Here is a 24427-nt window from a genome sequence, read left to right as displayed (position 1 = left end):
ATGAAAAATAAAAATATAAAAATTGGCATGGCCATGATGGTTGCATCATTACTGGTGGGCTCCGGCTGTCAGAAATACCTCGATCAGGTACCTGACGACAGGATTACCATCGAATCGGTTTTTCAGAAAAAGGGCCCTTCGGAGCAATACCTTGCAAACGTATACAGTTATGTAGATGATGTATCGAACGTGTGGGAAAACACACCATGGGAAGGAAATTCGGATGAAATGGACATTACCTGGTCCAAATATTCGAACTATAGCCTCAATATCGGTAACCTCGGGGCCAGTAATGCACTTTTCGACCGCTGGGGATATTATTACAAGGGTATCCGATCTGCAACCTATTTTATGAACCACATAGATGGAAACGCAGAAATACTGGCATTGAATGGTCAGAAGTTAATCGATCAATATAAAGCTGAAGCACGTTTTTTAAGGGCATATTTCTACTTCTTATTGATGCGCCAATACGGTCCGGTGGTTTTAATGCCCGAAACCGAAATTCCCGTAGATGTGGAGGCCAGCGAAATGCAGTTTCCGCGTAATAGTTACGATGAATGTGTGAATTATGTGGTAAGCGAACTCGACAAAGCTGCTGCTGTATTACCCAATGTGCCCTCAAGCAACGGACAGGCAAGTAATAACGAATTTGGCCGTGCAACCGTTGGGATTGCACTGGCAGTTAAATCAAGGGTATTGTTGTATGCTGCCAGCCCCGAATTTAACGGCAATGCTGATTTTGCCAACTTTAAAAATAAGGATGGTAAAGTTTTAATCAACCAGACTTACGATGTTCAGAAATGGAAAAGAGCAGCCGATGCAGCCAAGGCTGTAATCGATCTGGGACTTTATAGTTTGTATAAAACCGCCAATGGCGATCCGTTACAATCGTATATGGGCATATTTACCCAGCAGTGGAATGCCGAACAGATATTTTGCCGGAAAACCAACGATTTGCCGGGTTACGATACGAACAGCATGCCGCGCCAGGCCGGTGGCTGGAACGGTGTTGGTGTTACACAGGAGCAGGTTGATGCCTATTTTATGAACGATGGTAAAACCATCACCGAATCTGCCCTCTATTCCGAAACGGGTTTTACCACACAGAACAATGTTAAAGTTTACAATATGTATGTAAACCGCGAACCACGTTTTTATGCTTCGGTAACCTATAATAATGCCATATTTCAAGGTGGTAACATGGCTGCTGCAGCACCGATTTCATTTTTGTTTTTAGGCGGAAGCGGTAAAAGCGGCCATGCTACCGATTTTACCAAAACGGGTTATCTGGTAAGAAAAAATGTTAATCCGGCAACCAATAATGGTTCGGGTGGAAACGGGGCTAAGGCAAACCGCACTTTGGCATTATTTAGATTGGGCGAAATTTATTTAAACTATGCTGAGGCATTAAACGAATATGCTCCCGGTAATGCTGATATCTTAAAATACCTGAACCTGATCCGCGAACGCGCCGGTATTCCGCAGTATGGAAGTGCAAATTTAGCCGCTCCCAGCAGTCAGGCCGATGTACGCATCCGGATATGGCAGGAGCGGAGGATAGAACTGGCCTTCGAATCGCACCGCTGGTTTGATGTGAGGCGCTGGAAAATAGTAGCACAGGTAATGGGCGATATGCATGGCATGGATGTAAACAAAAATGACGATACCTTTTACAAAAGGGTAGTGGCAAGCCAGCACCTTTTCCGTTTCCCTGCATCGTATTTTTTTCCGATCAGGCAGTATGAAATGGACAGATCTAAACTGGTTGTTCAGAACCCGGGCTGGTAATTTTTTCCTTTAATCAAAATTTGATCTATATGATAATTCATAGAAAATATAAAGTGCTGTTTTTCCTGTTCGGATTAATAAGCTCAGCCTTTTGGTACGGCTGTAAGGATAATGTTGATCTTCCCGATCAGCCATTGGAAAATTATATCAATGTTTACATGCCGCAGGGCGTAAACGGCCCCGTTACCACCAATCTGAAAGTGAAGGATAATCTGGTGCAAACCGTTGTTTTTGGGGCTGATTATGGCGGTTATGGCTATCCCGATGCAGATGTGCCGGTTTCGTTTGCTGTTGATAATGCATTGGTTGCCGCATACAATACAGCCAATAAAACAAATTACCAGGTGTTGCCGGCCAGTGCCTATACGTTATCTGCAACCAGCTCGGTAATCCCGAAAGGAAAACTGGCTACAGAACCATTAAAAGTAAATTTTAAAACCACCGGAACCGGTGCCATGAATGCTTTTACCACCTATCTGTTGCCGATAACTTTATCGAGCACGGGCGTAAAAGTACGTGAGGCACTCAAAACCGTTTACTATGTGGTAACAGCCTTACCCGATCTGGCAGATTACCCGAATTTCGACCGTTCTAAATTCAATATCGTTGATTTTTCCTCACAGGAAGCAAACGGTGAAGGTCCAAATAACGGAAGGGCTGTTTTTGCACTGGATGGCGTAAACACCACATTCTGGCATTCGCAATGGCAGAATGGAACCGCTTCGCCACCACATTTTTTAACCATTGATATGGGAGAAATCAAAACCTTCCATGGATTGTCTTTTCTGGCCAGACAGGGTAACGATAATGGAAAACCGAACGAGGTTAACCTGAAACTGAGTACCGATAACGTAACCTGGACAGATTATGGAACATTGAACCTGGCAAATACCCAGGCACTCCAGTCTGTTTTTTTTCCATCAGCGTTTAACAAACAGGCCAGGTATTTTAAAATCACAGTCAATTCATCTTATGGGTCGAATGTTACCCATTTGGCTGAGTTGTACGCCTTCTAAAAGAGTGGCCTTGCCGGTATAGTATTTGGTCCCATCGCCGGTAGGGCCCTCTTTTTAAATTTATGGTGATTTCGGTTTTTTGAATTGGGATGATCATTCAAAACAACCAAAAATGATGATATAGCAGACATGAAATTGATTATTAATCTGGTATAGATGACTTATTAATTATTTATTTATCATTTGTTAATTGGTCGGTTCTATTTTGGATTTCACACCGATATTGGTGTGTTAACCAAATATATATCTGATCAATGAGAAAAATTAATTTAATGCTACTCTCTGCAGTTATTTTATCAGCAGTAGGTTGCTCAAAAACACAAGTAGATGATGTGGTTGTTCACGACAGCCTTTCGAAGATTAAGTCTGAAGTAGCGTTAGCTTCTCCTCCGGGTGATGTGGTAGGCAAACTGGTAGTAGGTTATCAGGCCTGGTTCGGTTGCCTTGGCGATGGTTCGCCATTTAATTCATGGAAAACCTGGGGACCAAATCCACCTTCTCCCGGGCATATCAATGTTGAAATGTGGCCTGATGTAAGGGAGTATACAACCACTTATCAAACGGGCTTTGCCAACCTTGGCAACGGTCTGCCTGCTAAATTATTTACATCCTATTCGCAGCAGGTGGTAAATACCCATTTTCTGTGGATGCAGCAGAATGGAATTGATTGCGTTGCGCTTCAACGCTTTGGCAGTGCCCTTGCTGCCGATCCGCGTGATCTGAATTGGCGCAATGGAAATGTACCTATGGTAAAGGCTGCTGCCGAAACCTACGGGCGTAAATTCTTTATTGAATACGATATCTCCGGCTGGACAAATTTTCAATCCGAAATCAAAAGCGACTGGACCACCCGTATGCAAACACATACTTCTTCAACAGCTTATGCCAGACAGAACAGTAAACCTATTGTAAGTATTTGGGGGATAGGTGTTTCCGGGAGACCCGGTAATAACGCGGTATGGACAGATGTGATCAATTGGTTTAAAAACCAGGGATGTTATGTTATCATCGGTGTTAAAAGGGATTGGAGAAATGATGCAACCAATATCAGTGCTTATAATCAGGCCAATATGATCCAGCCGTGGACAGTTGGTTCTATGAACGGGATAACCGGAGCCGATGGTTATGTACCCACACTTAGCGCAGATTTTGCATATTGCAATTCGCATAACCAGGATTATCAGCCTGTAGCTTTTCCAGGTTTTGCGTGGTCTAACTGGCACACCGGACCGCAAAATGAGATACCGCGTTTACATGGAGATTTTCTTTGGAGGCAATTCTATAACATCAGGAACAACAATATTCCAAATGTAAAGGTAGCCATGTTTGACGAATACAACGAAGGTACCGCAATTGCCAAGGCTGCAGAAAATGCTTCCATGAAACCCAGCAATCAGTATTTCCTTACCCTGGATGCCGATGGTGTGGCCTGTTCTTCCGATTTTTACCTCAGGCTAACGCGTGATGGTGCAAAAATGATAAAAGGCCAGATTCCGCTTACCGCTACCCACCCAACATCGCACCTATAGGAATAAACTCCTGATACGGTAAGGACGCGGAAGGGAGGACTATTGTTTGAAAATTAGGGACGTTTTCCCACAAAATTTTCCCCAGTGCATGCACGTCTCATCCGGTACGCCCCCTTTCGCAAACTTATTATCTGTTGTTTTATTTAAATTCCATCGATAATGAAATATGATATTAATCTAACCATCTTGAAATAATGAAAAAAACAATATTTATTTTTTTAATACTTTTCGGACTAACGGCCGTTGGCTGCTCGAAAAATGAATTATCCTCCGGGGTTTTTTCATCTGAAAAGCCCATGGTTTCTGCGCTGGCAGATGGGCCAACTGTCGCAGCGTTCGATGTAGGTATAAACGATCCAAATATTAAATATTTTGGCCGCTGGGATTTTAGTAATCCTGCCCAATACCTGAGCTACTGGGGCGGTGCGTATATTAAGGTTAACTTTACAGGTACCACAGTTAAAATAAAAGTAGGCAATACCAGTAATTTTTATGCTAAAATTGACGGCGGTGCCTGGATCAGCTTTATTGGGGCTAGCGGAACCATAAACCTCACACCTACTTCTTTGTTAGCAGGTACCCATAGTTTAATTGTGGCGCAGGGAAAGGATTATGATTATGTATTTAACTTCCGTGGACTGGTGCTCGATACCGGTGCAGCTACCTCCGCACCATCTGTTTCTACAGATATTGTAGAATATATCGGCGATTCAATAACTGCCGGTTATACCGATGCACAGGCCAACGTATCAGATTATGCATGGGTAGTATCCGAATCGCTGAATGCCGAACATACGCAAATTGCTTATCCCGGCATTGCTTTGGTAAATGGTTATGGTGTAAATTCGACCAAAATCGGTATGGATGTACAGTACTTTAAATCGCAGTCTTTGGCCTATCCTTCATCACCAAATTGGGATTTTACCACTTATACACCCAAAATAGTGGTTATCAATTTAGGCCAGAACGATAACAGCACAGGTGTGCCCGATGCTACCTTTCAGAACAGCTACTTAAATTTTCTTGCCAATATCCGTACGAAGTTTGCCAGTGCCGAAATATTTGCACTCCGCCCTTTCAGCGGGGTAAAAGCAGCATCGGTTCAGGCAGCTGTTAATTTACGTATTGCCGCAGGCGATAATGCTGTGCATTATATTAATACAGCCAACTGGCTCCAGCCTCATCCGTCGGTCGATTTCAATGACGGTGTGCACCCCAGTGTAGCAGGCCATACCAAGGCTGCAGGTTTACTAAAACCCTATATTGCACCATATCTGTCGTCCGGATCATCATTTTTGGTAAATAATGCAGATGCCGTTACAGGCTGGACATCAGGGAATGCGCTCAGCATAAACGGTACCGATAAAAAAGAGGGTAGCGCTTCATTACAATCAGTGGGTAGTGGCACATTAGAATTTCAACGTTCGTTTACCGCAATTAATCCCAATGTAACTGTGGCAAATGGGTCAATCGATTTTTGGTATTACGTATCGGATGTAACCAAATTTTCGGCATCAAACCAGATTGAAATTGGAAGTGGGGGCACATCAGATGTAAATGAATATAGCTGGGATATTGGTCCGCTAACAAATGGTTGGAACCATATCACCAAAACCTTTGCTACTGCCGTAACAACCGGAGGAACGCCAAATTTAAGTGCCATAAACTGGTTTAGGATATACCACGCTAAAACTGCAGGTATAACAACTAGGATTGATGCATTGAGGATATTACATTAAAACCAAATGCCTGCAATTAACAACTTAATGGATAAACAACTTTAAAGCTTATCAATAAAAGTTGTTTGATATGCCTTTTAAAACAAACCACCCAGGGAATTTCATCCCTGGGCGGTTTATCAATTTATCCATCTTATTTCTGTAAGGAAATTGCCTTTTATCCGGTTATGGACATTTTGTAAAACCAAATCCGGCATTTTGCGGACATATATTAGCGGCGGCATTCCAACTGCTAAATTTTGGATGAGTCAACATATCTGCCGGTAAATCTCCGGTAAATTTGTTAAGCTTTAATTCCACTGAAGTAAGGTTGGGCATTTTGCTGAAAACATTGGCAGGAATAGGTCCTATGAAGTTAGAAGTATGCATCTGAAGCAGGTTTAAGGCTGTTAGATTTGCAAATTCGACCGGAATGGTGCCTGTTAAACCAGACCTGCTCAGGGTTAAACTGGTCAGTTTTCTCAGGTTGCCCATCGATGGTGGGATGGTACCGGTTAACTGCTGGTTATTGTTGTTCATATCAATTAAGATCAGTTCGCTTAAATAACCGATAGCAGGAGGGATTGGCCCTTTAAGGTTCCTCGCTGCAAGGTTTATCCTGGTTACGCGGTCTACACCATTTACTTTGGCAACCGTTATCCCGTTCCAGTTTGTAGCTGCCGTAGCTTCCTGTAGCGGTGCCGTAATATTCCACTTGGTGCCCGACCAATTGGCCCCGCCCATACTTTCGTAAATAGCGATCAGTACCTGCCTGTCGAGTTCATTTCCAATGGCTATACCGGTTTGTTTTACCTGAACAACTACGTTTACAAGGCCATAGGTAATGGTTATGGTTCCACTGAGATCAACAAAATTATTTTTGACTGTTGTAACCGTTAGTTTGTTGCCATCGCGCTGCACCGTAAACCAGCTCGAATTTAAACTCACATCATAACTCCATTGCTGGTTGGTTTCGATGGTAATTACTTCACTGCTGCCATCCCTGCTAAACTGAAGGTTTTTCTTGTCGATTTCGAATTCAATCGTTCCCTTTTGTGTAACGGTAATGGATTTGTTGAAAACAGGTGATTCTGCATTTATGATTACCACGGCAGTACGTTCGCCGGCTTCGGGATTTGCTGTTGCCATTAATTTCACTTCACCTCCTTTTATCTCCCAGGTTAACCAGTCTGCATCAGAACTTAAAGACCAGTTCATGTTACTGTTAATCACAACCGTGCCATTGTCTGCCTGGTTTTTAAGCTTTAAGGTCGGTTTGTCGATAATAATGGTCGGTGTATTTCCATGTTGTTTAATTACAATAATTTTGCTCAGTGTTTTATCTGCACTAACAATTTTTATTTTGGCCACCCTTTCGTACAAACTAGGGTTTTCTTCCATCGTAAGGGCTACCTGGTCTCCGTTTTTTGCCGCAGTGATCCAGGTTTGGGTAGTTAGGGTTTCTATATTCCATTCGCTTTTGTCGGATATGGAAACCGCGAAATTTCCGGTTTTGTTGGTGTTTAAAAACTCGTATACATCTCTTTCAATGTTGAGTGTAGGCTTATCGGGCAGCTGGTTTTTATCTTTTGAACAATTGGTCAAAACAATCATCAGCATTGCCAGGCCGTATATCAATGTTCTTTTCATAACTTCTAAATAGTTGAACGGTTTGATTTGATTAAGTTTATTTGGACAATCGCCTTACTTCACTTTAAATTCGTCGCGCACGATATCGAGGTATTTCGTTCCATAACCTTCGCCGTAGTCTGTTACAGTTGGCTCAATCTGCGAATCCCATTGCCAGTTGTTAAACGATTCTACAAGTACCATACGGTTGTTGCCGAGGTTCATTTTGGCCACATTGCAACGCTCCCTAAAATCTGCTTCGTTTTTTCTGATGGCAGGATAATTATAATCGGGGGTAGCATTATTAATGTTTGCCGTATAAGATGGAGAAACCGATGGGATAAAATCGATACCGAAATTTTTCGACAGATAATCTTTGTTCAGCTTATAGTTTTCGTTAATCAGGCGGTTTAACAGGTATGTTCTGTCCCAGCCGTTAATTCCACTGCCCACATTGCACATGTTATCCATGGTAACCGCATCGGCTTTGCCCTGCATAAAAAAGTATTCAAAACGGGCCGATGGTGTCCATTGGGGTTGGCGGGCAATGATATACACATCTTTCCCAGTTTGTTCCTTTATCACCTTACGGATATTGTCATATACCTTTTTGCTGTTTTCAGTATATAGCCTGTCTGCACCAAGTAATACAAGTACCGGGCGGCCCTGAAAATGATAATAGGTTTCATCCTTAAAATAAAGGGAAATGCGTTTTAGAAAGTTGTAAAGCCTGTCTTCGCGGCTAACTGATATATTTTGCCCGTTGATGTTGTATACGGTTGCCGGTGCCGTTTCTAACAACAGGTTATTGCTGAGGCCGGCACTAAAATTATTAATATCCACCGATATGGCGTATTTAAGTTCGCCCATGTTTACCGATGGCAGGTTGAAGTTGTGTTCGGCAAGCATGTTAACCATTAGCGAGTCGGTTCCGTTCAGGTTATTGGGGAACATGGCGCCCGGGTTTTCCTTTACTGCAGGACTGATCAGGAAATCTATTTTTGCCGACTTTGCCCATTCAACAATTTTCGACATGTTCAGTGCTCCGGTTTCTGTTGGCCTCAGGTCATAGCGGCCGAGTTCAGGTTTTACATAAGGCCCTATTTTTCCGGCTGCAGCATCATATTTTTCAGTAATCCTTGTCCATTTAATCTCATCGGTGATCAAAATGCCCGATGGCTCGTAAATGTAGGCACCTACAGGTATATTGCTGGTAACCGCAACTTTCGGGATCTCGTAGTTCAGTGGGTAATCGTCTATCGATGGCCCTGTATCTTTTTTACAGGAAACGGCCAAAGTCACTAATAGTAATCCCAGTAGGGGGATTGAAGTCATTATTTTCTTCATGATTATTTCGATATGGATAATCTTATTCTTTGTTTTTACTTAGGGATGTAGGTGATCAGAAGCTGCCTGAACGAGTAATCAAAAGCTTTGGTCAGGGCCAGGTTATCGTTCGGTTCGCCTGTCATGCTTTTTGCTGTCGCAACTACTTCTTCGTAGGTTTTGCCATATTTTTTATTAAAATACTCGCAATTTGGCCTGATCTTTTTATTACCGCCATAAAGCTGCTCGGCAAAAATCAGGTCGGGGTTTAGTTTTGCGAAACCTAAAGTTGTATACACGTTGTCGCCCCATCTATCGCCCCGGTAATACGGGCTAATTGCTTTAAGGTTTTCGATCCCTTTGTAATAGGCATCTCTGTTTTTACTCTGCTCAACAATCGGATAGATAAAACGCTCTGTCCAGTAATTGTAGGCCGAGTTATAGCCTTCTACATCGCTGGCGCCACCATTGGCAAAAAAAGGAGGAAAGCGTAATACCCTTGTTCTGCGCTCCAGGTTCCAGCCCTCCAGGCAGTTTAAATAATCGGCAATGTACCTTTGTTTGTAAATCTGCTCAAGGTGGTTGTCGCGGCCACCCTTACCACGGATATTTGCGCGGTATAACAACCTTCTGTCTGCATAACCTTTTCCATCGGTATTCCATTTTACACCGTTCTGGCCCAGGTATTCATCTGCACCTGGCAGGTTATATTGTGCAAAAGAGGCACGTACACCCAGTTCATAATTTTGCATGGCCTTACCTTCCGAACCAAAAAGCATTTCGGCCTCTGCTTTCAGAAAATAGCTGTCGGCCCAGTTCAGTAAGATCATGCTGGCATTTTCTTTTACAAAATCGGTTTGTACAAACGAGAGGTTGTACGGACTGTTCCTGCTGGCCAATGGATCGTTATAGCGGAAATCTTTACCTGGAATAAAAGCCCATTCCCAGCCCGCTGCCAAGCTGTTCAGTTCGGTAAGCGGAACATAAGGCATTGAGTAATCAACCAGGATAGAATCGCTTCTGAGCGGGTTCAGACCATCTGCCTGGTGCAGTGCGAAATTGGGACAATCGGTTTTTGTACAAAAGTTGAGGTGTTTTCTGGTAAGCGTATCTGTGTAGAGAAAGGGTTTTACTTTAATCGGAGAGAGCTGGTTACCTTTAAGGCTATAGGCACCCAAACGGGGATCTTTGTACGAAAACAGGTATATAGCAAAATATTCTCCCAGGGCAGGGTAGGTCATCTCACTGAAATTCGTCGCGTTTTTGATAAACCTGGTGTAGTAATACGATGCACTCATCGATTCGTCTGATCCCCACTGCAGTTTTACCATATCATCGAGCGAAGAAATTAATTTTGAGTCGTCGGCCATTGCTTCCGTTGCATGGGTTCTGGCCAGATCCATAGATAGGTTCTGCGCATGCAGCGCGATATTTAACCTGAGCGTATTGGTAAATTTCTGCCATTTTGAAATGTCTGATTTGCCGAAAGCAGTTCCGCCAAATACCGGGTCGCGCATCAAAACATCGTTCGGATAGCTTGATGATACCCTATACATTGCGCTTGCATCCTTTAAATCTTTCAGTATCTGGGTATATATTTCGAGTTCGGTATCATAAGTATATTCCCTTTTGCTCTGCTCGCTATCGGCAAGCGCCTGGCTCATCGGAATACTGCCGTACATAGAGGCCATCATATAAAAGAGATAAGATTTCCAGGTTTTTACCATGGCCAAACGATTGGCAAATTCAGGTTTCCCGGTATAGTCTTTTTCCATTTTAAGTATATCACGGATAATGCCAACATAAAACTGGTTAAAATAATTATCACCCATATCCTGCGAGGGGTTGGTGGCGAAACCCACCACCGCATACCTCGAAAAATTGATCAGTTTATTGTAGTTAACATCCTGGATCAGCCTCATCGTACGCGAAACCGTGCCCGCAAAAATATCGTTCACATCTACGTTGTAAACTTTGTTTTTATTCGTGTTGATCTCTTCAAAATCCTTGGTACAGCTTTGAAAAGCGGCACATAAGGAAACGAAAGCCAGTATATAAAGTATTTTTTTCATCGTAATATTTTTAAAATGATAGTTTAGCATCAAATCCCCAGGTCGACATTGGTAAACTGAAACCCCGCTCAAAACCCTGTGCGTTACCTGTTGTGGATGTAGCCTGTGGATCGAGGCCTTTTGGTGTATTCTGGAATAATATGGCCAGATTACGGCCTACCAGCGCTACCCTCGCACTTTTAACAGGGGTTTTTCTAAACCATGAGCTTTTTAAAGTGTAACCAATGGTAACCTCCCTTAATTTAATGTAGGAAGCATCATAAATGTATCTTGCCGCGCTCGAAGCACTGTTATGCGTCCAGTGGTCCATTGGCGATACCCAGGCCATCGAAGGTTTATCCGCCCAGAATGCGCCAACAGAAGGATCGTAAACGGTGTTGCCGAGCTGAACGCCTTTCGGGCGCGAACCATCAGGGTAACGTACATAGTTCTGCAGGTAATCGGCTCCCGGTTTAACGGTATTTCCCGGTTGAAGGAAACCTCTTCGCTCATCGCCGTTTTCACCTAAAATCAGCTGCGAGATCAGGTCGTCGTAACGCCCGTCCAATGATTGTACCGTATTTCCATCAATACCACCCCTGAAAGCGGTATACGACCATACTTTGCCGCCAGACTGGAAGTCGATCATAAATCCCATATCAACCGGACCTACCCTGAAGGTATTTTGCCATCCCCCGATCCAGTTTGGCTGTATGGAACCTAAATACTGATCGGGTAAAAACTTTGGTTTTCCATCTACGCCAACATATATGGCCCCATCGGCATTCCGTTTATAATCGTTGCCATAAAATACGCCATAAGGTTTTCCCACTTCTGCATAAAGCCTGATGTTGTCGCCGCTGCCCATCTCATACCTGCTGATGCCGTCAACCAGCGAAATAACTTTCGATCTGTTCTGCGCCCAGTTTAATGTAGTGGTCCAACTGAAAAATTTTGTTTTAACCGGACTGATGTTAAGGCTTACCTCAACACCCGAATTTTGGATTTCGCCTGCATTAAGGATTTCCCTGCGGTAACCGCTTGCTGATATGGCATCGGCTTCTACAATCTGGTTTTTTGTGCTTTTGCTATAATAGGTAACATCTGCATTTACACGTCCGTTCCAGAGTTTAAGCTCTGATCCAAACTCCCACGATTGTGTTTGCTCGGGTTTAAGCCTGTTATTTTTAAGTACTTCTTCTCCGGTAAAAAAAGGAATACCCAGAAAAGAACCGTTTTCATTTCTGAAATAACCGCTATAAAGCCTGTCGAAACCGGTATCGTTACCCACCTGCGCAAAAGAGCCCCTTAATTTCAGGTATGATAATACTTTTTTGTTGATTTTAAATGCATCCGTTAGCACTACACTACTACCAAGTGAATAGTAGAAATAGGAATTATTGTTTGAAGGCAGGGCACTAGACCATTCGTTACGTACAGTTGCTTCGAGGAATGCCCAGTTTTTATACCCTAAATTGCCCATGCCGAAAACGGCCTGTTTGTTTTTTGCCTCTGGTTCTTCAACTGAGCCGATAATGCCCTTTGCATTGGCCAAACTTGCCAGATCGGGGGTAATCAGCATAAATGCCCTTGATGACATCCGGTCGGCTTTGATGGTCTGTATTGAGGCCCCAACATTTGAATTGATGTTAAAATCCTTATTGAGTTTTTTATTGAAGGAAAGTAACGCATTGTAGTTATTGTTTGTTGAAAGCCTGTTCCACTTATAATATTCGCCATCGATATCAAAAGGCGTGTAGAGGTTGGTAAAATCCCATCCTTTCGACTGCTGTAAATCGGTAGCTGCGGTAAGCCTGAGCCTGAACAACTGGTTAAGCCTGATGTTTGCCGTAAGACTGGCATTTAAAAAGTTCTTACTGTCTTGGTTCGATGTTTCATTTAAAAGCCAGTAGGGGTTTGTAAAACCATTAAAGTTGAACGGCGTACCGCCATTTTGTTTCCATGGAACAAGTTCCTGATAAGAGGCATCCCTTGGCAGGTTGGCAATTACATACAGTGGATTCCTGTTCGAACTGTTACGGAAACCCCTGTTGTCCATATTCTCATAAGTATACCTGATGTTGGCATCCAGATCGAGGTAATCGGTAATTTTGGCCGTACTCCTAACGTTAAGGTTATGCCTGTCGAATAAATTGAATTTCTCCAGGATGTCGTCTGCGCTCTGGCCGGTATACGAAAGCCTGAAACTCATGGCATCCGTGAGTTTATCAATAGAAAAACTGTTGGTGATCGAATTGGAGGTTTTGTACATGCTCTCAATGGTTTGAGGCTGGGGGATATAGCTTTTTACAAGTCCGTTCCGGCCCACCACATTAAATCCGAGCATGGGCATTCCCCACGAGCGCTGATCCTGGTTACCCATATTGGGGTTCCATATTCCGTAAGGAAGATCGGGATTAAAGCTTACGCCATTACCCGAATTGCTATAGTAATTTATCCCTTCTCTTTTAAACTGACCGGTTTGCCCGGCCCCGTAAATGTTCTGCAGGGTTGGGAAATTGTACAGGTTGCCAAGCATGGCATTAAATCCGTAGCTGATTCCAAGACCCTGCTTCCGGCCGGCCTTTTTTGTGGTAATCAGCACCACACCGTTTGCCGCATCCGATCCGTAAAGTGCAGAGGCATTGGCGCCTTTTAAAATCTCCACATTTTCGATTTCATCCGGGTTGATACTGTTTACCGGACTGCCAAAATCGAGGTCGCCGTTTTCTCCCGAATTATTCAGCACCGGAATACCGTCGATCACAAACAGGGGTTGGTTATTACCGGTAAGGGAATTGTTGCCCCTTATTACCACCCTGGTTGAAGCGCCCGGACCACCGCCCGGTACAATCTGCATACCTGCGGCCTTTCCCGATAACATATCCAGTAAACTGCTTCCCCTGGCCTCGGTCATCGAAGATACATCGATGCTCTGCCGGGCATAGGCGAGCGATTTGGCTTCCTGTTTAATGCCCATAGCGGTAACCACTACATCACTCAGGTTTTTTGAATCGTCGAGTAAAACAATCCTTAATTCTGTTTCTGATCTGGCTACAATCTGTTGGGTAATAAAACCAATGTAACTTATTCTTAAAGTGGTATTTGCAGGTACTGATATTTTAAATTTTCCCTTTTGATCGGTTTGGGTAGTTTTCGAATTGGTTACGCCAACGGCACTTACCGAAACGCCAACAATAGGTTGGTTGGTATTGTCCAATACCGTACCGGTAATGTTGAGTTGCTTGTTCTGTGCGCGTGCTGCCATGAAAAATAGGATTAGCAGCACCATCAGGTTATACTTGTAAATTTTTATGTTCATCTCATTGATTCTTAAAAGTGCTCGGATTAAGGGGCGCCAGTGCCGCGATAGGTGGTGTAGCCGATAACTCAGGGGCCTGAAAGGAGGCAAGAGGTAAATTTTGTGTGATCTGGCAGTTCATTCCCGGGTTTAATCCCGAAAATAAAAATGCCGGTGAAAAGCAGGCATGCCGCTTTAAAATGAATGCTTTGGTAATGCTCATAAAGGTTAGTTTATCTGGTTAAATGCAGGGTTTCCCGTGTGGTTACGTCGCGGGGGCTGCGGTTATTATTTTTGTAATTCCGGCGAACTATCTTTAAATATTGGTTATGAAGATAGATAGGTTGGCCCGGAGAGAAAGTATCATTTCATCATACAGCGTGTGGTTTAGCAGGTTAAATATTTGGTTAATTTGTTGAGATCAGCGCATAGGCACGCTTTAATCTTTTATAAATTACGCGGCAGATAATTAATTAAACACTAATAAAATATTAATTTGGAGGGTTTGGCTCCATTAAAATCAAGATTGATATGAGATTTTTGTTTTTTTAGAAAAAAACTCTTTTGTCTCGATCGGATAGCTGTGTTTTTTGGAAGACCTGAAAGGGTTAGGGCAGTAAAGCATCACCTGTATTCAGGAATATGTTTTTTCCTGCAGCCCGAACAGGTAGCATTTGGAGAGGATATAAAAGAAAGTATAATAATTATCCTATGCAGATTTGATGTGGTACTGCGAAATTAAAACCGCTGTTACCCGGATTTTAACGCTTGCCCTACTTGCAGCACATACGATTCGCCTACAGGTATTTCGCGCTTACCAATTTCAATATTCCGCGACGTAAATGCACTGATGTGCCGCAAACCTACAATATAGGAACGGTGCACGCGTAAAAACAATTCATTCGATAATTGTTCTTCGAAAGAGGTGAGGGTTTGATAGGTAATAATGGTTTTATCACTTAAATGGAGCTGCACGTAGTCTTTTAATCCCTCGATATATAACAGATCATGAAGTGGTATTTTAATCATTTTCTTTTCCGACCGTACATAGATAAACGGTGCCGGTGTAACAATACTTTCTTCTTTTGTTACCGGCTCGGCCAATACAGCTAATTTATTAAGCTTGGTTATGGCTTTCAGAAACCGATCAAAAGGGATAGGCTTTAGCAGGTAATCGATTACGTTAAACTGATAGCTATCCAGTGCATATTCGCGATAGGCCGTGGTAAGGATAACAGGAGGTATATTGGCAACTGTTTTAAGCAGTTCGAAACCACCCAGATTAGGCATGTTGATATCAAGGAAAAGCAGATCTATTTTTTGTTTCTGCAGGATGTTAAACGCTTCCATTCCATCAGCACAGGTGGCAATCAGGTTCAATTGATCCACCCGCGATACATACTCCTGCAAAATATCACGCGCCAGTTTTTCGTCGTCAATAATCAGACAGTTTATCTTTTTCATAGCTCAATTTTCAGCGATGCTTCGAACAGATCGTTATCATCGTTAATATTCAGTTCAAACCTACCGGGATAGGTGAGTTCGAGCCTGCGGCGTAAATTATTCAGACCAATGCCGGTACTGTTACCATGTTTATGGAATGGTTTGTTGTTCTGTACATGGTAATACAGGGTATTTCCGGTTACTTTTATATTGATGGATATCCAGTCCTTCCCTTGCTCAATACCATGTTTAAAAGCGTTTTCTGTAAAGGGAAGCAATGCCAGAGGCATGATCTTTTTGCCTGCAATATCGCCCGACGATTGAAAAGATAATTCGAGCCTGTCGGCAAAACGTATCTGTTCAATCTGCAGGTAATTTTCAAGTTCAACAATTTCGGAGCTTAACTCAGTTTGGCTGGCCCTGGTTTGATCGAGCAGGTAGCGCATCATCTGCGATAAACGCAATACCAGTTTATTGGCTTCCTGTGGCTGTGTAAGTGTTAGCCCGTAAAGGCTGTTCATCGTATTAAAAAAGAAATGGGGATTAATCTGCGCTTTGAGGAAACCCATTTCGGCCGTTAATTTTTCTGTTTCAATGGCACGTAATTTCCTTTCCCGGTTGATCAATCTTTGCATCAGTTCAAAAACCATCATCACGGCAACAACCGGATAATATTGAATAGCCAAACGTAAAATACGGCTGGGAATCCAAAATTGCTTTACCTCTTTCGCATAACGCTCCGGATCGTGAACTTCCTCCCACGATAATATAAAAAGGTGGGTAATTAGCCGTGTTAACAAAGCACCAAAAAACAGCGTAGCCAAAAGCGCCAGTGCGTATAACAGGTATCTTTGCCTGTAATAAAATGCAGGTAACAGCACATAAAGGTTAAAATAGGTGAGCAGTATGGCAACGGCAATAGGAAGCCCGCCCACATGCCAGGTAAGGGAAAATTTAAATTCGTCGGTATTCTGCCAATCGGAAACAACACCCTGGTAAATAATATAGGCCAGCCAGAACAGCAGATGTGCTAAAACAGTTTTAAGTGGAAAGCGGCGTTGATGGGGCATGTACAAATTTAATTAATTCAGTCCGTAATTACCGCTAACAACCGTCAACAGGCAATCGGTTACCGTGAAACCGGTATATAAAGGCTTTAAGGCATTAAACCACCTATCGAAGCCCGAAAATTTGGTCCTGGTCTAAAAAGAAAAATACGTATTGGTTTTACCCCTTTTTTTGTCTGAAAAAAATGTATTATGAAAAAGATTTTGATCCTATTGATATTGGTTTCGTTAAAGATAGTTGCCTATGCGCAAACACCGGTCGATACCCTCACTGCCCTGCAGCGTACCTTGCCTTACAATGATGATTTACCGCAAACCTTTCCGGATTTTACCTATCACAAAGCCGATGCCGAGCCATTAACCCAATTGCGTTTAAAATACCGTCTTGATTCTATTGCCGGTAAAGGTAGTGATGTAGATCGGGTAATCCGACTGCTGGCCTGGTTCCACAAACTTGTTCCGCATGAGGATGTAAGGAATTTAAAAGTATTGAATGCCGATAATATTATCGAAACTTACCAAACCAAACATTATGCGCAGGGTTGCTATGGACTGGCAATTTCTATGAACGAGATATTGTTGAGCATGGGTTATGCCTCGCGTGTGGTAATTTGTTTCTCCAATAGCTATCCTCAGCCGCAGGGCGGACACGTAATCAATACGGTTTATATGCCATCGCTACAAAAATGGATTTATGTAGATCCGCAGGATAATGTTTACCTGAAAGATGAAAAGGGAAACCTGCTCAGCATTGCCGAAGTACGCGAACGTTTGGTTAAGCACCAACCGATTATAATGAACCCAACGGCAAATTACCATGATATCCCAACCAAAAAAGAGGAATATCTCGATCAGTTTATGGGCACCCATCTGTACCGCATGATATGCCCTTTAAACAGCGAATATAACTCGCAAACGCGCGATGGCCGTAAATTGGAATATGTGGAGTTACTTCCCTATAAAAGCGTAGAGCCGCCATTTACATTTATCGAAACCCAGCAAACGGGTAAAGATAGTGTGGTTTGTTACCATACGGCCAATGCTAATTTGTTTTGGAAAAAGCCTTGAGGATGAGGTATTAATTAAGTTTTTCGATTTGTCTTGCGTACAACCTCAAAAAAACATCGTCATTTCGAGGAATAATTTATTGTATAAAAATCAATATAATTAACAGAGTCGTTTAAGAAGACCATTACCTAGGTTACCGTCATCTCGAGCGGAGTGCAACGTAGTCGAGAGATCTATCAAAGCAGATCTCTCTCCCGAATATTCGGGACGCTTCAGTCGAGATGACGTTTTCTTTTGGAAATTATCATCCCGGGCCGATGACTAGCAAAAAAGCCTGGTGCCACTTTACAATTCCTTAATCATTTCATATCATGGCCGAAATGTGTGGATAGCTAATTTTGCGTTCCATACAAACATTCATGAAACGTAGAGATTTCGTCCGTAATACCACCCTCACCGCTTTAGGTGCAACTTTGATCCAACCTATAGCCGCAATTGCCGAAAGCCAGGTAACCCATTTAACAAGCGATGATGTTGCTGCTGGGGCAGACCAGGCAGATGGCTACCAGATGCACTTTATGGCCATTGGCGATTGGGGACGGAACGGCGAATACGATCAGGATAAAGTGGCTACACAGATGGGCGTATGGGCTAAGGAGCATCCGAATAATTTTGTGATTTCGGCAGGAGACAACTTTTATCCAAAAGGTGTAGTGAGCGAAAATGATCCCCTTTGGCATTATTCTTTCGAAAATGTATATACTGCCCATTCTTTGCAATGCGATTGGTACCCGGTTCTGGGCAATCACGATCATTTATCCGACCCCGAGGCTCAGGTGCGTTACAGCAAGGTAAGCCGCCGGTGGAATATGCCCGCCACTTATTATGCTAAGGAAATGGTCCTGAAAAAAGGCATGGGTAAGGTACTTTTTTTAATGATCGATACCGACCCAATGTTGTTCGAAGAAAAGAAAGATTATGTAGCAAAACAGTTAAACTGGATTAACGATACCCTTAAAAATGCTTCGGCTGATGTAAAATGGAAAATAATAGTAGGGCACCATCCTTATTATACCGTTGGACCGCGCATTAAAAACTACGATACTTTAACGCTCAGGAAAACCATGGCTGATATTTTTGAGGAGCATAAGGTAGATGTTTATTTATCGGGACACGATCATTCGCTACAGCACATTAAACCACAGGGGTTTACCCATCAGTTTATTACCGGTGCAGGATCTGAGTTAACCTCGGTTACTTCTGGTGTAGAATACAGTAAATTCGAAGCTTCAACACATGGTTTTATGTACTTTTCTGTGGCCCATAACAAATTAAACGTGAAAGCGATAAATGAAGATGGGAAAGTACTGTACGAAACCGAACTCACCAAATAACGGGCGGTTCTGAAATAGGTGAAGTGTTTTTTAGCCTGATTTCTTAACGAAACATCAATTACAGGCGGTGGATGATAAACATCAAAAAAGCAATGTCCTTAAAAGCATGCCTGAGGTGTTTCAGGGCAACGGTTAGCTGATTTTCTACTGATTTTTGGCTGATCCCCAAACGTTCTGCGATCTCTTTATTCGAAAAATGTTCTATTCTGCTCAGGCGGAATATCTGGTGGCAGCGGCCCGGTAACTCGTTAAGCGAGCGATTGAGTTTTTGCTGAAGTTCGCTGTCCTGGATTTTTAAATCCCCCAGGTTAACAGCTGTCGAAAAACTGTCTTCACTTACATCTGCCTTATAAACGATTGAAAGTTTACCCGGCCTCAAACTTTTATATATCTGGTATTTAATCGAAATAAACAGGAAATTCTGCAGCGAATTTATTTCCAGTTCTTTGCGTCTGCTCCATAAACTCACAAAAACATTGTGTACGATTTCTAAACTGGCATCCTCATCTTTTAACTGCTGCAGTGCTACTTTATAAAGTTTTAGCCAATACCGGTCGAAAAGCACATTAAATGCCTTCCCATCATTGTTTCTGACGGATAACCAGAGTTCGGAATCGCTTTGATGGGATGGATGCATATTTGGTCGGCTAAAACTATAAAAATATTTGAAAATAAAGGCCCAATAAAGATTTTTAAAAAAATGTTACAAAAGTATGGGTGTAGGCGGCTGGTTTTGGTACTTATATCATATAGACCAAATATTTTATCTGAATGATGAACAAAGAAGAGTTTGTAACGCTGTACGAAAAGTTTTTGGAAGGGAACTGTACAGCAGAAGAAATCGAAATGCTGCAATCGCATCATGACGAAGAAATCCGGTTTGCAGAAGCGCTTCCGGATCCTGCTGATACGAAAAGACTTTACCTTGTTTTAAAGGAAAAACTGAGAAACAGTATTCCCGATCAGGAGGTTTTTGCCAAAAAACGCAGTCTGCATTGGTTAAAAATTGCTGCAATCTTTCTGGTTATCCTATCTGCCGCAATATATGTTGTGTTCCTACAAAAAACTGCGGTTACAAAACCTGTAGATGTGGTTAAAACCAAAACTTCAAAAATCATTCCTGGTGGTAATAAAGCCTATTTAACAACGGCCGATGGTAATGTAATCACGCTTGACGGTTTAAAAAACGGCCGTCTTTCTGCGCAGAATGGCATAGATATCAATAAAGTGAAAGATGGCCTGCTACAATACAGTAAAATAGCTGATTTAGGTGCCAATAACAATGCTGTAGATTACCATACCATTACCATTCCGCGTGGCGGGCAGTATCAGCTGGTACTTTCTGATGGAACCAAAGTATGGCTAAATTCATCTTCAACACTGCGGTACCCTGTCAATTTTACCAAAAATGAGCGTATGGTACAGCTTACCGGCGAGGCCTATTTCGAGGTAGCAAAAGATAGAACAAAGCCATTCAGGGTAAATGTAAACGATCTTGATGTTAAGGTTTTGGGTACGCATTTTAATATCATGGCCTATAAAGATGAAAATGCCATTAAAACGACCTTATTAGAAGGTTCTGTTCAGTTAACTGCACACAATAAAAAGGTAATGTTAAAACCCGGCGAACAGGGCAAATTGGGTTATGGATCGGAGACAATTGATGTTACCCAAGTTGATGCCGAAGAAGCTGTAGCCTGGAAAGAGGGTTATTTTGTTTTCGATAACGAAGATATCCATACCATTATGAAACGCATTTCGAGGTGGTACGATGTGGAGGTCGTATTTCCGCCAAACTTTAAAAGGGCCAATTTTGGAGGTACTGTTTCGCGCTTTAAAGATGTAGCGCAGGTATTAAAATCACTTGAATTAACCGGTTCTGTCCACTTTGAAATCAAGGAAAGGAGGATCATCGTGAAACCATAAAAATACGGGTTATCATGTTGTCCTTAAAAATAAAACCGAATGCAGTGGAGTGCATCCGGTTTAAAGCCTTTCGGCATAAGGCAACATAATCAAGAGTTCGTACAATCAATTATTAATTTAACCTTAACCAAATGTATAAAAATATTGGTGCATTTGCATGCACACGGAATTTCCGGTCATTCTATAAATTATTGCTCATTATGAAATTGATAGTCATATTGTTGACTGCTTCATTTTTGCAGGTTAGTGCGTCTGGTTTCGCACAAAGTATCAATATTTCGGTAAAAGATGCCCCCTTGAAGAGCATTTTTAAGAAATTGAGAAAGCAAAGCAATTACAACTTTCTCTACGATAGCGATATGCTCGAGCGGGCCAAACCGGTTAGCCTTTCGCTCCAGAATGCCCGCGTAGAGGAAGTTTTGGCAAAGTGTTTCGAAAACCAGGTGCTTACCTATACCATCAATCAGAATACGGTAGTGGTGAAATTAAAGCCTGTTTCTGTAGTCCGCGAAGTGATTGTAAAAGGAAAGGTAAACGATCAGGCCGGTGTTGGTTTGCCGGGTGTTACCATTAAAGTAAAGGGAACCAATAGCGGGGCGGTAAGCAATCCCGACGGTTCGTTCTCCTTAAAGGTAAGCGATCCAAATTCGGTATTGATTTTTAGCTATCTCGGATTTGCCAGTCAGGAAGTAGAACTGAACGGACGTTCAGAGCTTACTATTGTAATGCTCACCAAACCATCTGCACTTGATGAAGTGGTGGTTATCGGCTATGGAACACAGCGTAAAGGCGACATTACCGGAGCCATATCTTCGGTATCAGCCGATAAATTAAAAGATCAGTCGGTGGTTAACCTTCAGGGTGCCTTACAGGGAAAAACCGCAGGCGTTCAGATTACCCAAAATTCAGGCGCTCCGGGTTCGGTTGCCCAGGTACGTATACGCGGTTTAACTTCGATCAATAATTCGGATCCTTTATATGTGGTAGATGGAATTCCGCTTACTTCGAACGATATCAATATTATCGATCCTGCAAACATCGAATCCATCGATATTTTAAAAGATGCCTCTGCACAGGCCATTTACGGTTCGAGGGGTGCAAACGGGGTAATTTTGGTGAAAACGAAAAAAGGCAGCGATGGCGAAGCGGTAATTACTTTAAGTACTTATCAGGGCGCAACAGAGGTGCGTAAAACCCTTGATATGGTAAGTGCTGCTGATTATGTGATGCTCAATAACGAAGCTTATACCAATGCCGGCCGTACATCACCTTTTGCGGGACCGCCTTCGAGTTATACTTCAACCACCGATTGGCAGAAAGAACTGTTCCGTACCGCCCGTATGCAAAATTATAATGTATCGATCAGCGGCGGCAGTAAAACCTCTACCTATCGTGTAAGTGGTGGTTATTTAGATCAGGATGGAACCATTATAGGTTCTGATTACAAGAGGGTTAATTTATCTAATAACCTCACTTTTACGCCTAAAAAAGGGCTCGAATTTGGAGAGAGCCTGGCTTTTAATAAATCGAGATCGCATAATGTGGCAACCGATTTTGGAGGGAATATCATCAATGATGCACTTGCACTCGATCCTACAATACCTGTGAAAGATCAGAACGGCAATTTTACCGCAACCAAATATTCGGATATCATTAATCCCCTGGCCAGGATCCATTACATATCCGATAATAATCCTTACAACCAGTGGGGCTTATTGGGCAATGTTTATGCTCAATATAAGCCTGTAAAAGGTTTAACATTGAAATCATCATACAGTGTAGATCTGAAATTCAGCGATAACAAAAGGTTTACCCCGAGTTTTAATGTGGCGCCAAACTTTAATAATCCCAACCCGAGCGTTTACCAGCAGAAAGACCAGGCTACAAACTGGACATGGGACAACACGATAGCTTATGAGTTTAGCGTAAATAACGATCATCATTTTGATGTGCTTGCGGGTATTTCGGCACAGCAGTTTACCTATAATTACCTCAACGGATCAAACCAGGGCCAACCAGGCAACGATCCTTATCTGCAATACCTTGATGGCGGGATCAGCAACCAGGTAGTTGGTGGCAACCAACAGCGTTGGGATCTGCTTTCTTATTTAAGCCGTTTAAATTACAATTACAAAGGAAAATATTTCTTAACCGCTACTTTCCGCCGCGATGGTTCTTCGAAATTCGGGGCCAACAACAAATATGGTAATTTCCCATCCGGTTCGGTAGGCTGGCTTTTAACCAACGAATCCTTTTTTCCGAAAAACAATGTGCTGGCTTACCTGAAAATTAGGGGAGGATGGGGCGTTGTAGGAAATCAGGCGCCTGTTGGCTACTACGATTATTCGGCCAGGATAAATACCGGTTATTATGCATTTGGGGTACCGGCTACTTCGCAACCTACTGCAGGTCCCGGAAGTTTGGAAAATCCTGATCTGAAGTGGGAGCAGGTGAAACAATGGAATGCCGGTTTCGATTACCGTTTATTTGGCGATCATGTGAGCGGTTCGTTCGATTTTTATAATAAAACAACCAGGGATATGCTGTTAAACCTGAACATATTATCTGTTTCGGGTTTTACCCAAAGCCCTCTGCGTAATGCAGGTGCAATGCAGAATTCGGGTGTCGAATTTTCGATGGATTATACCGGTAAGGTTAATGATGATTTTAACCTCGACGCCGGTTTCCACTTCGCAACGATTAAAAACAGGGTACTCGAATTGAACCAAACCGGTATAAAACTATATAGTGGTAATATTAAACCTGGTCAAACAGAGCTTACACAGGTAGGTCAGTCGGTGGCTTCTTTTTATGGTTATGTGGCCGATGGCATTTTCCAGACCCAACAAGAAGTGAATAGCCATGCGACGCAGCAGAGCGGCACCGCCCCTGGCGATATCCGTTTCAGAGACCTGAACGGCGACGGCGTGATCGACCAGAACGACCAGACTTTTCTCGGTTCTCCGATACCTAAATTAACCTATGGCTTTAATGTTGGCGCAACTTATAAAGGTTTTGATTTTAAAGCCTTTTTCTCTGGCGTTTATGGCAATAAAATAAATGCCGCCTATAAATATTATACCGATGGTTTCTTTATTTCCAACTACAATATGGAAACAGAAGCATTGGGCCGGTGGACCGGTCCGGGTACCAGTAATACCCTGCCGCGCCTGATTGCGAGCGATCCGAACAATAACTCAAGGGTATCGAGTTTTTACCTGCAGAGCG

Annotated in this window: 15 protein-coding genes; 8 read left to right on the top strand and 7 right to left on the bottom strand. The window is 42.7% G+C overall.

Annotation, left to right across the window (positions count from 1 at the left end; all coding sequences use genetic code 11):
- The 4 genes from B2V92_RS20045 to B2V92_RS20030 all read left to right on the top strand — a co-directional run bounded on the left by B2V92_RS20045 (position 1) and on the right by B2V92_RS20030 (position 6075).
- The gene (locus B2V92_RS20045; RefSeq protein WP_293311571.1) at positions 1–1791 is read left to right on the top strand and encodes a RagB/SusD family nutrient uptake outer membrane protein; all 1791 of its coding nucleotides are present in this window, start codon (positions 1–3) and stop codon (positions 1789–1791) included.
- A 29-nt stretch (positions 1792–1820) separates the two neighbouring features.
- Entirely contained in the window at positions 1821–2807 is a 987-nt protein-coding gene (locus B2V92_RS20040; protein WP_293311569.1) for a BT_3987 domain-containing protein, read from the top strand.
- Between the two features lie 254 nt (positions 2808–3061).
- Entirely contained in the window at positions 3062–4336 is a 1275-nt protein-coding gene (locus B2V92_RS20035; protein WP_293311567.1) for a glycoside hydrolase family 71/99-like protein, read from the top strand.
- A gap of 194 nt (positions 4337–4530) precedes the next feature.
- The gene (locus B2V92_RS20030; RefSeq protein WP_293311565.1) at positions 4531–6075 is read left to right on the top strand and encodes an SGNH/GDSL hydrolase family protein; all 1545 of its coding nucleotides are present in this window, start codon (positions 4531–4533) and stop codon (positions 6073–6075) included.
- A gap of 165 nt (positions 6076–6240) precedes the next feature.
- Here the strand turns inward: B2V92_RS20030 and B2V92_RS20025 are convergent, their stop codons facing one another.
- The 6 genes from B2V92_RS20025 to B2V92_RS20000 all read right to left on the bottom strand — a co-directional run bounded on the left by B2V92_RS20025 (position 6241) and on the right by B2V92_RS20000 (position 16874).
- The gene (locus B2V92_RS20025) at positions 6241–7704 is read right to left on the bottom strand and encodes a BACON domain-containing protein (protein ID WP_293311563.1); all 1464 of its coding nucleotides are present in this window, start codon (positions 7702–7704) and stop codon (positions 6241–6243) included.
- A gap of 54 nt (positions 7705–7758) precedes the next feature.
- Positions 7759–9030, bottom strand: coding sequence for a glycoside hydrolase family 99-like domain-containing protein (locus B2V92_RS20020; protein WP_293311561.1), 1272 nt, complete (start codon positions 9028–9030; stop codon positions 7759–7761).
- Positions 9031–9065: 35 nt separating this feature from the next.
- Complete coding sequence (locus tag B2V92_RS20015) at positions 9066–11081, bottom strand: SusD/RagB family nutrient-binding outer membrane lipoprotein (RefSeq protein WP_293311559.1); 2016 nt, start codon at positions 11079–11081, stop codon at positions 9066–9068.
- Positions 11082–11091: 10 nt separating this feature from the next.
- A complete protein-coding gene (locus tag B2V92_RS20010; RefSeq protein ID WP_293311557.1) occupies positions 11092–14328 on the bottom strand; it encodes a SusC/RagA family TonB-linked outer membrane protein in 3237 nt (1078 codons plus the stop codon).
- Positions 14329–15111: 783 nt separating this feature from the next.
- Positions 15112–15825 (bottom strand): LytR/AlgR family response regulator transcription factor, encoded by a 714-nt coding sequence (locus B2V92_RS20005; protein ID WP_293311555.1) that lies wholly within the window; start codon positions 15823–15825, stop codon positions 15112–15114.
- On the bottom strand, positions 15822–16874 hold the full coding sequence (locus B2V92_RS20000; protein ID WP_293311553.1) for a sensor histidine kinase: 1053 nt from the start codon (positions 16872–16874) through the stop codon (positions 15822–15824). Before B2V92_RS20000 ends, B2V92_RS20005 begins: the two co-directional genes overlap by 4 nt.
- Before the next feature lie 189 nt (positions 16875–17063).
- Between B2V92_RS20000 and B2V92_RS19995 the strand changes: the two genes are divergently transcribed.
- Positions 17064–17939 carry a transglutaminase-like domain-containing protein gene (locus B2V92_RS19995; RefSeq protein ID WP_293311551.1) on the top strand — a complete coding sequence of 292 codons (876 nt, stop codon included), beginning with the start codon at positions 17064–17066 and terminating at the stop codon, positions 17937–17939.
- Between the two features lie 359 nt (positions 17940–18298).
- The gene (locus tag B2V92_RS19990) at positions 18299–19273 is read left to right on the top strand and encodes a metallophosphoesterase (protein ID WP_293311549.1); all 975 of its coding nucleotides are present in this window, start codon (positions 18299–18301) and stop codon (positions 19271–19273) included.
- Positions 19274–19331: 58 nt separating this feature from the next.
- Here the strand turns inward: B2V92_RS19990 and B2V92_RS19985 are convergent, their stop codons facing one another.
- Positions 19332–19910 carry an RNA polymerase sigma-70 factor gene (locus tag B2V92_RS19985; protein ID WP_293311547.1) on the bottom strand — a complete coding sequence of 193 codons (579 nt, stop codon included), beginning with the start codon at positions 19908–19910 and terminating at the stop codon, positions 19332–19334.
- A gap of 134 nt (positions 19911–20044) precedes the next feature.
- On the opposite strand from B2V92_RS19985, the gene B2V92_RS19980 reads away from it, so the two are divergent.
- On the top strand, positions 20045–21199 hold the full coding sequence (locus B2V92_RS19980) for a FecR family protein (protein ID WP_293311545.1): 1155 nt from the start codon (positions 20045–20047) through the stop codon (positions 21197–21199).
- A 200-nt stretch (positions 21200–21399) separates the two neighbouring features.
- On the top strand, positions 21400–24427 hold a 3028-nt coding region (locus B2V92_RS19975), incomplete at its 3' end, for a TonB-dependent receptor (protein WP_293311543.1).

Source organism: Pedobacter sp. UBA5917 (genome assembly GCF_002432345.1).
GTDB lineage: Bacteria > Bacteroidota > Bacteroidia > Sphingobacteriales > Sphingobacteriaceae > Pedobacter.
This window is presented reverse-complemented; position numbering and strand designations above follow the sequence as displayed.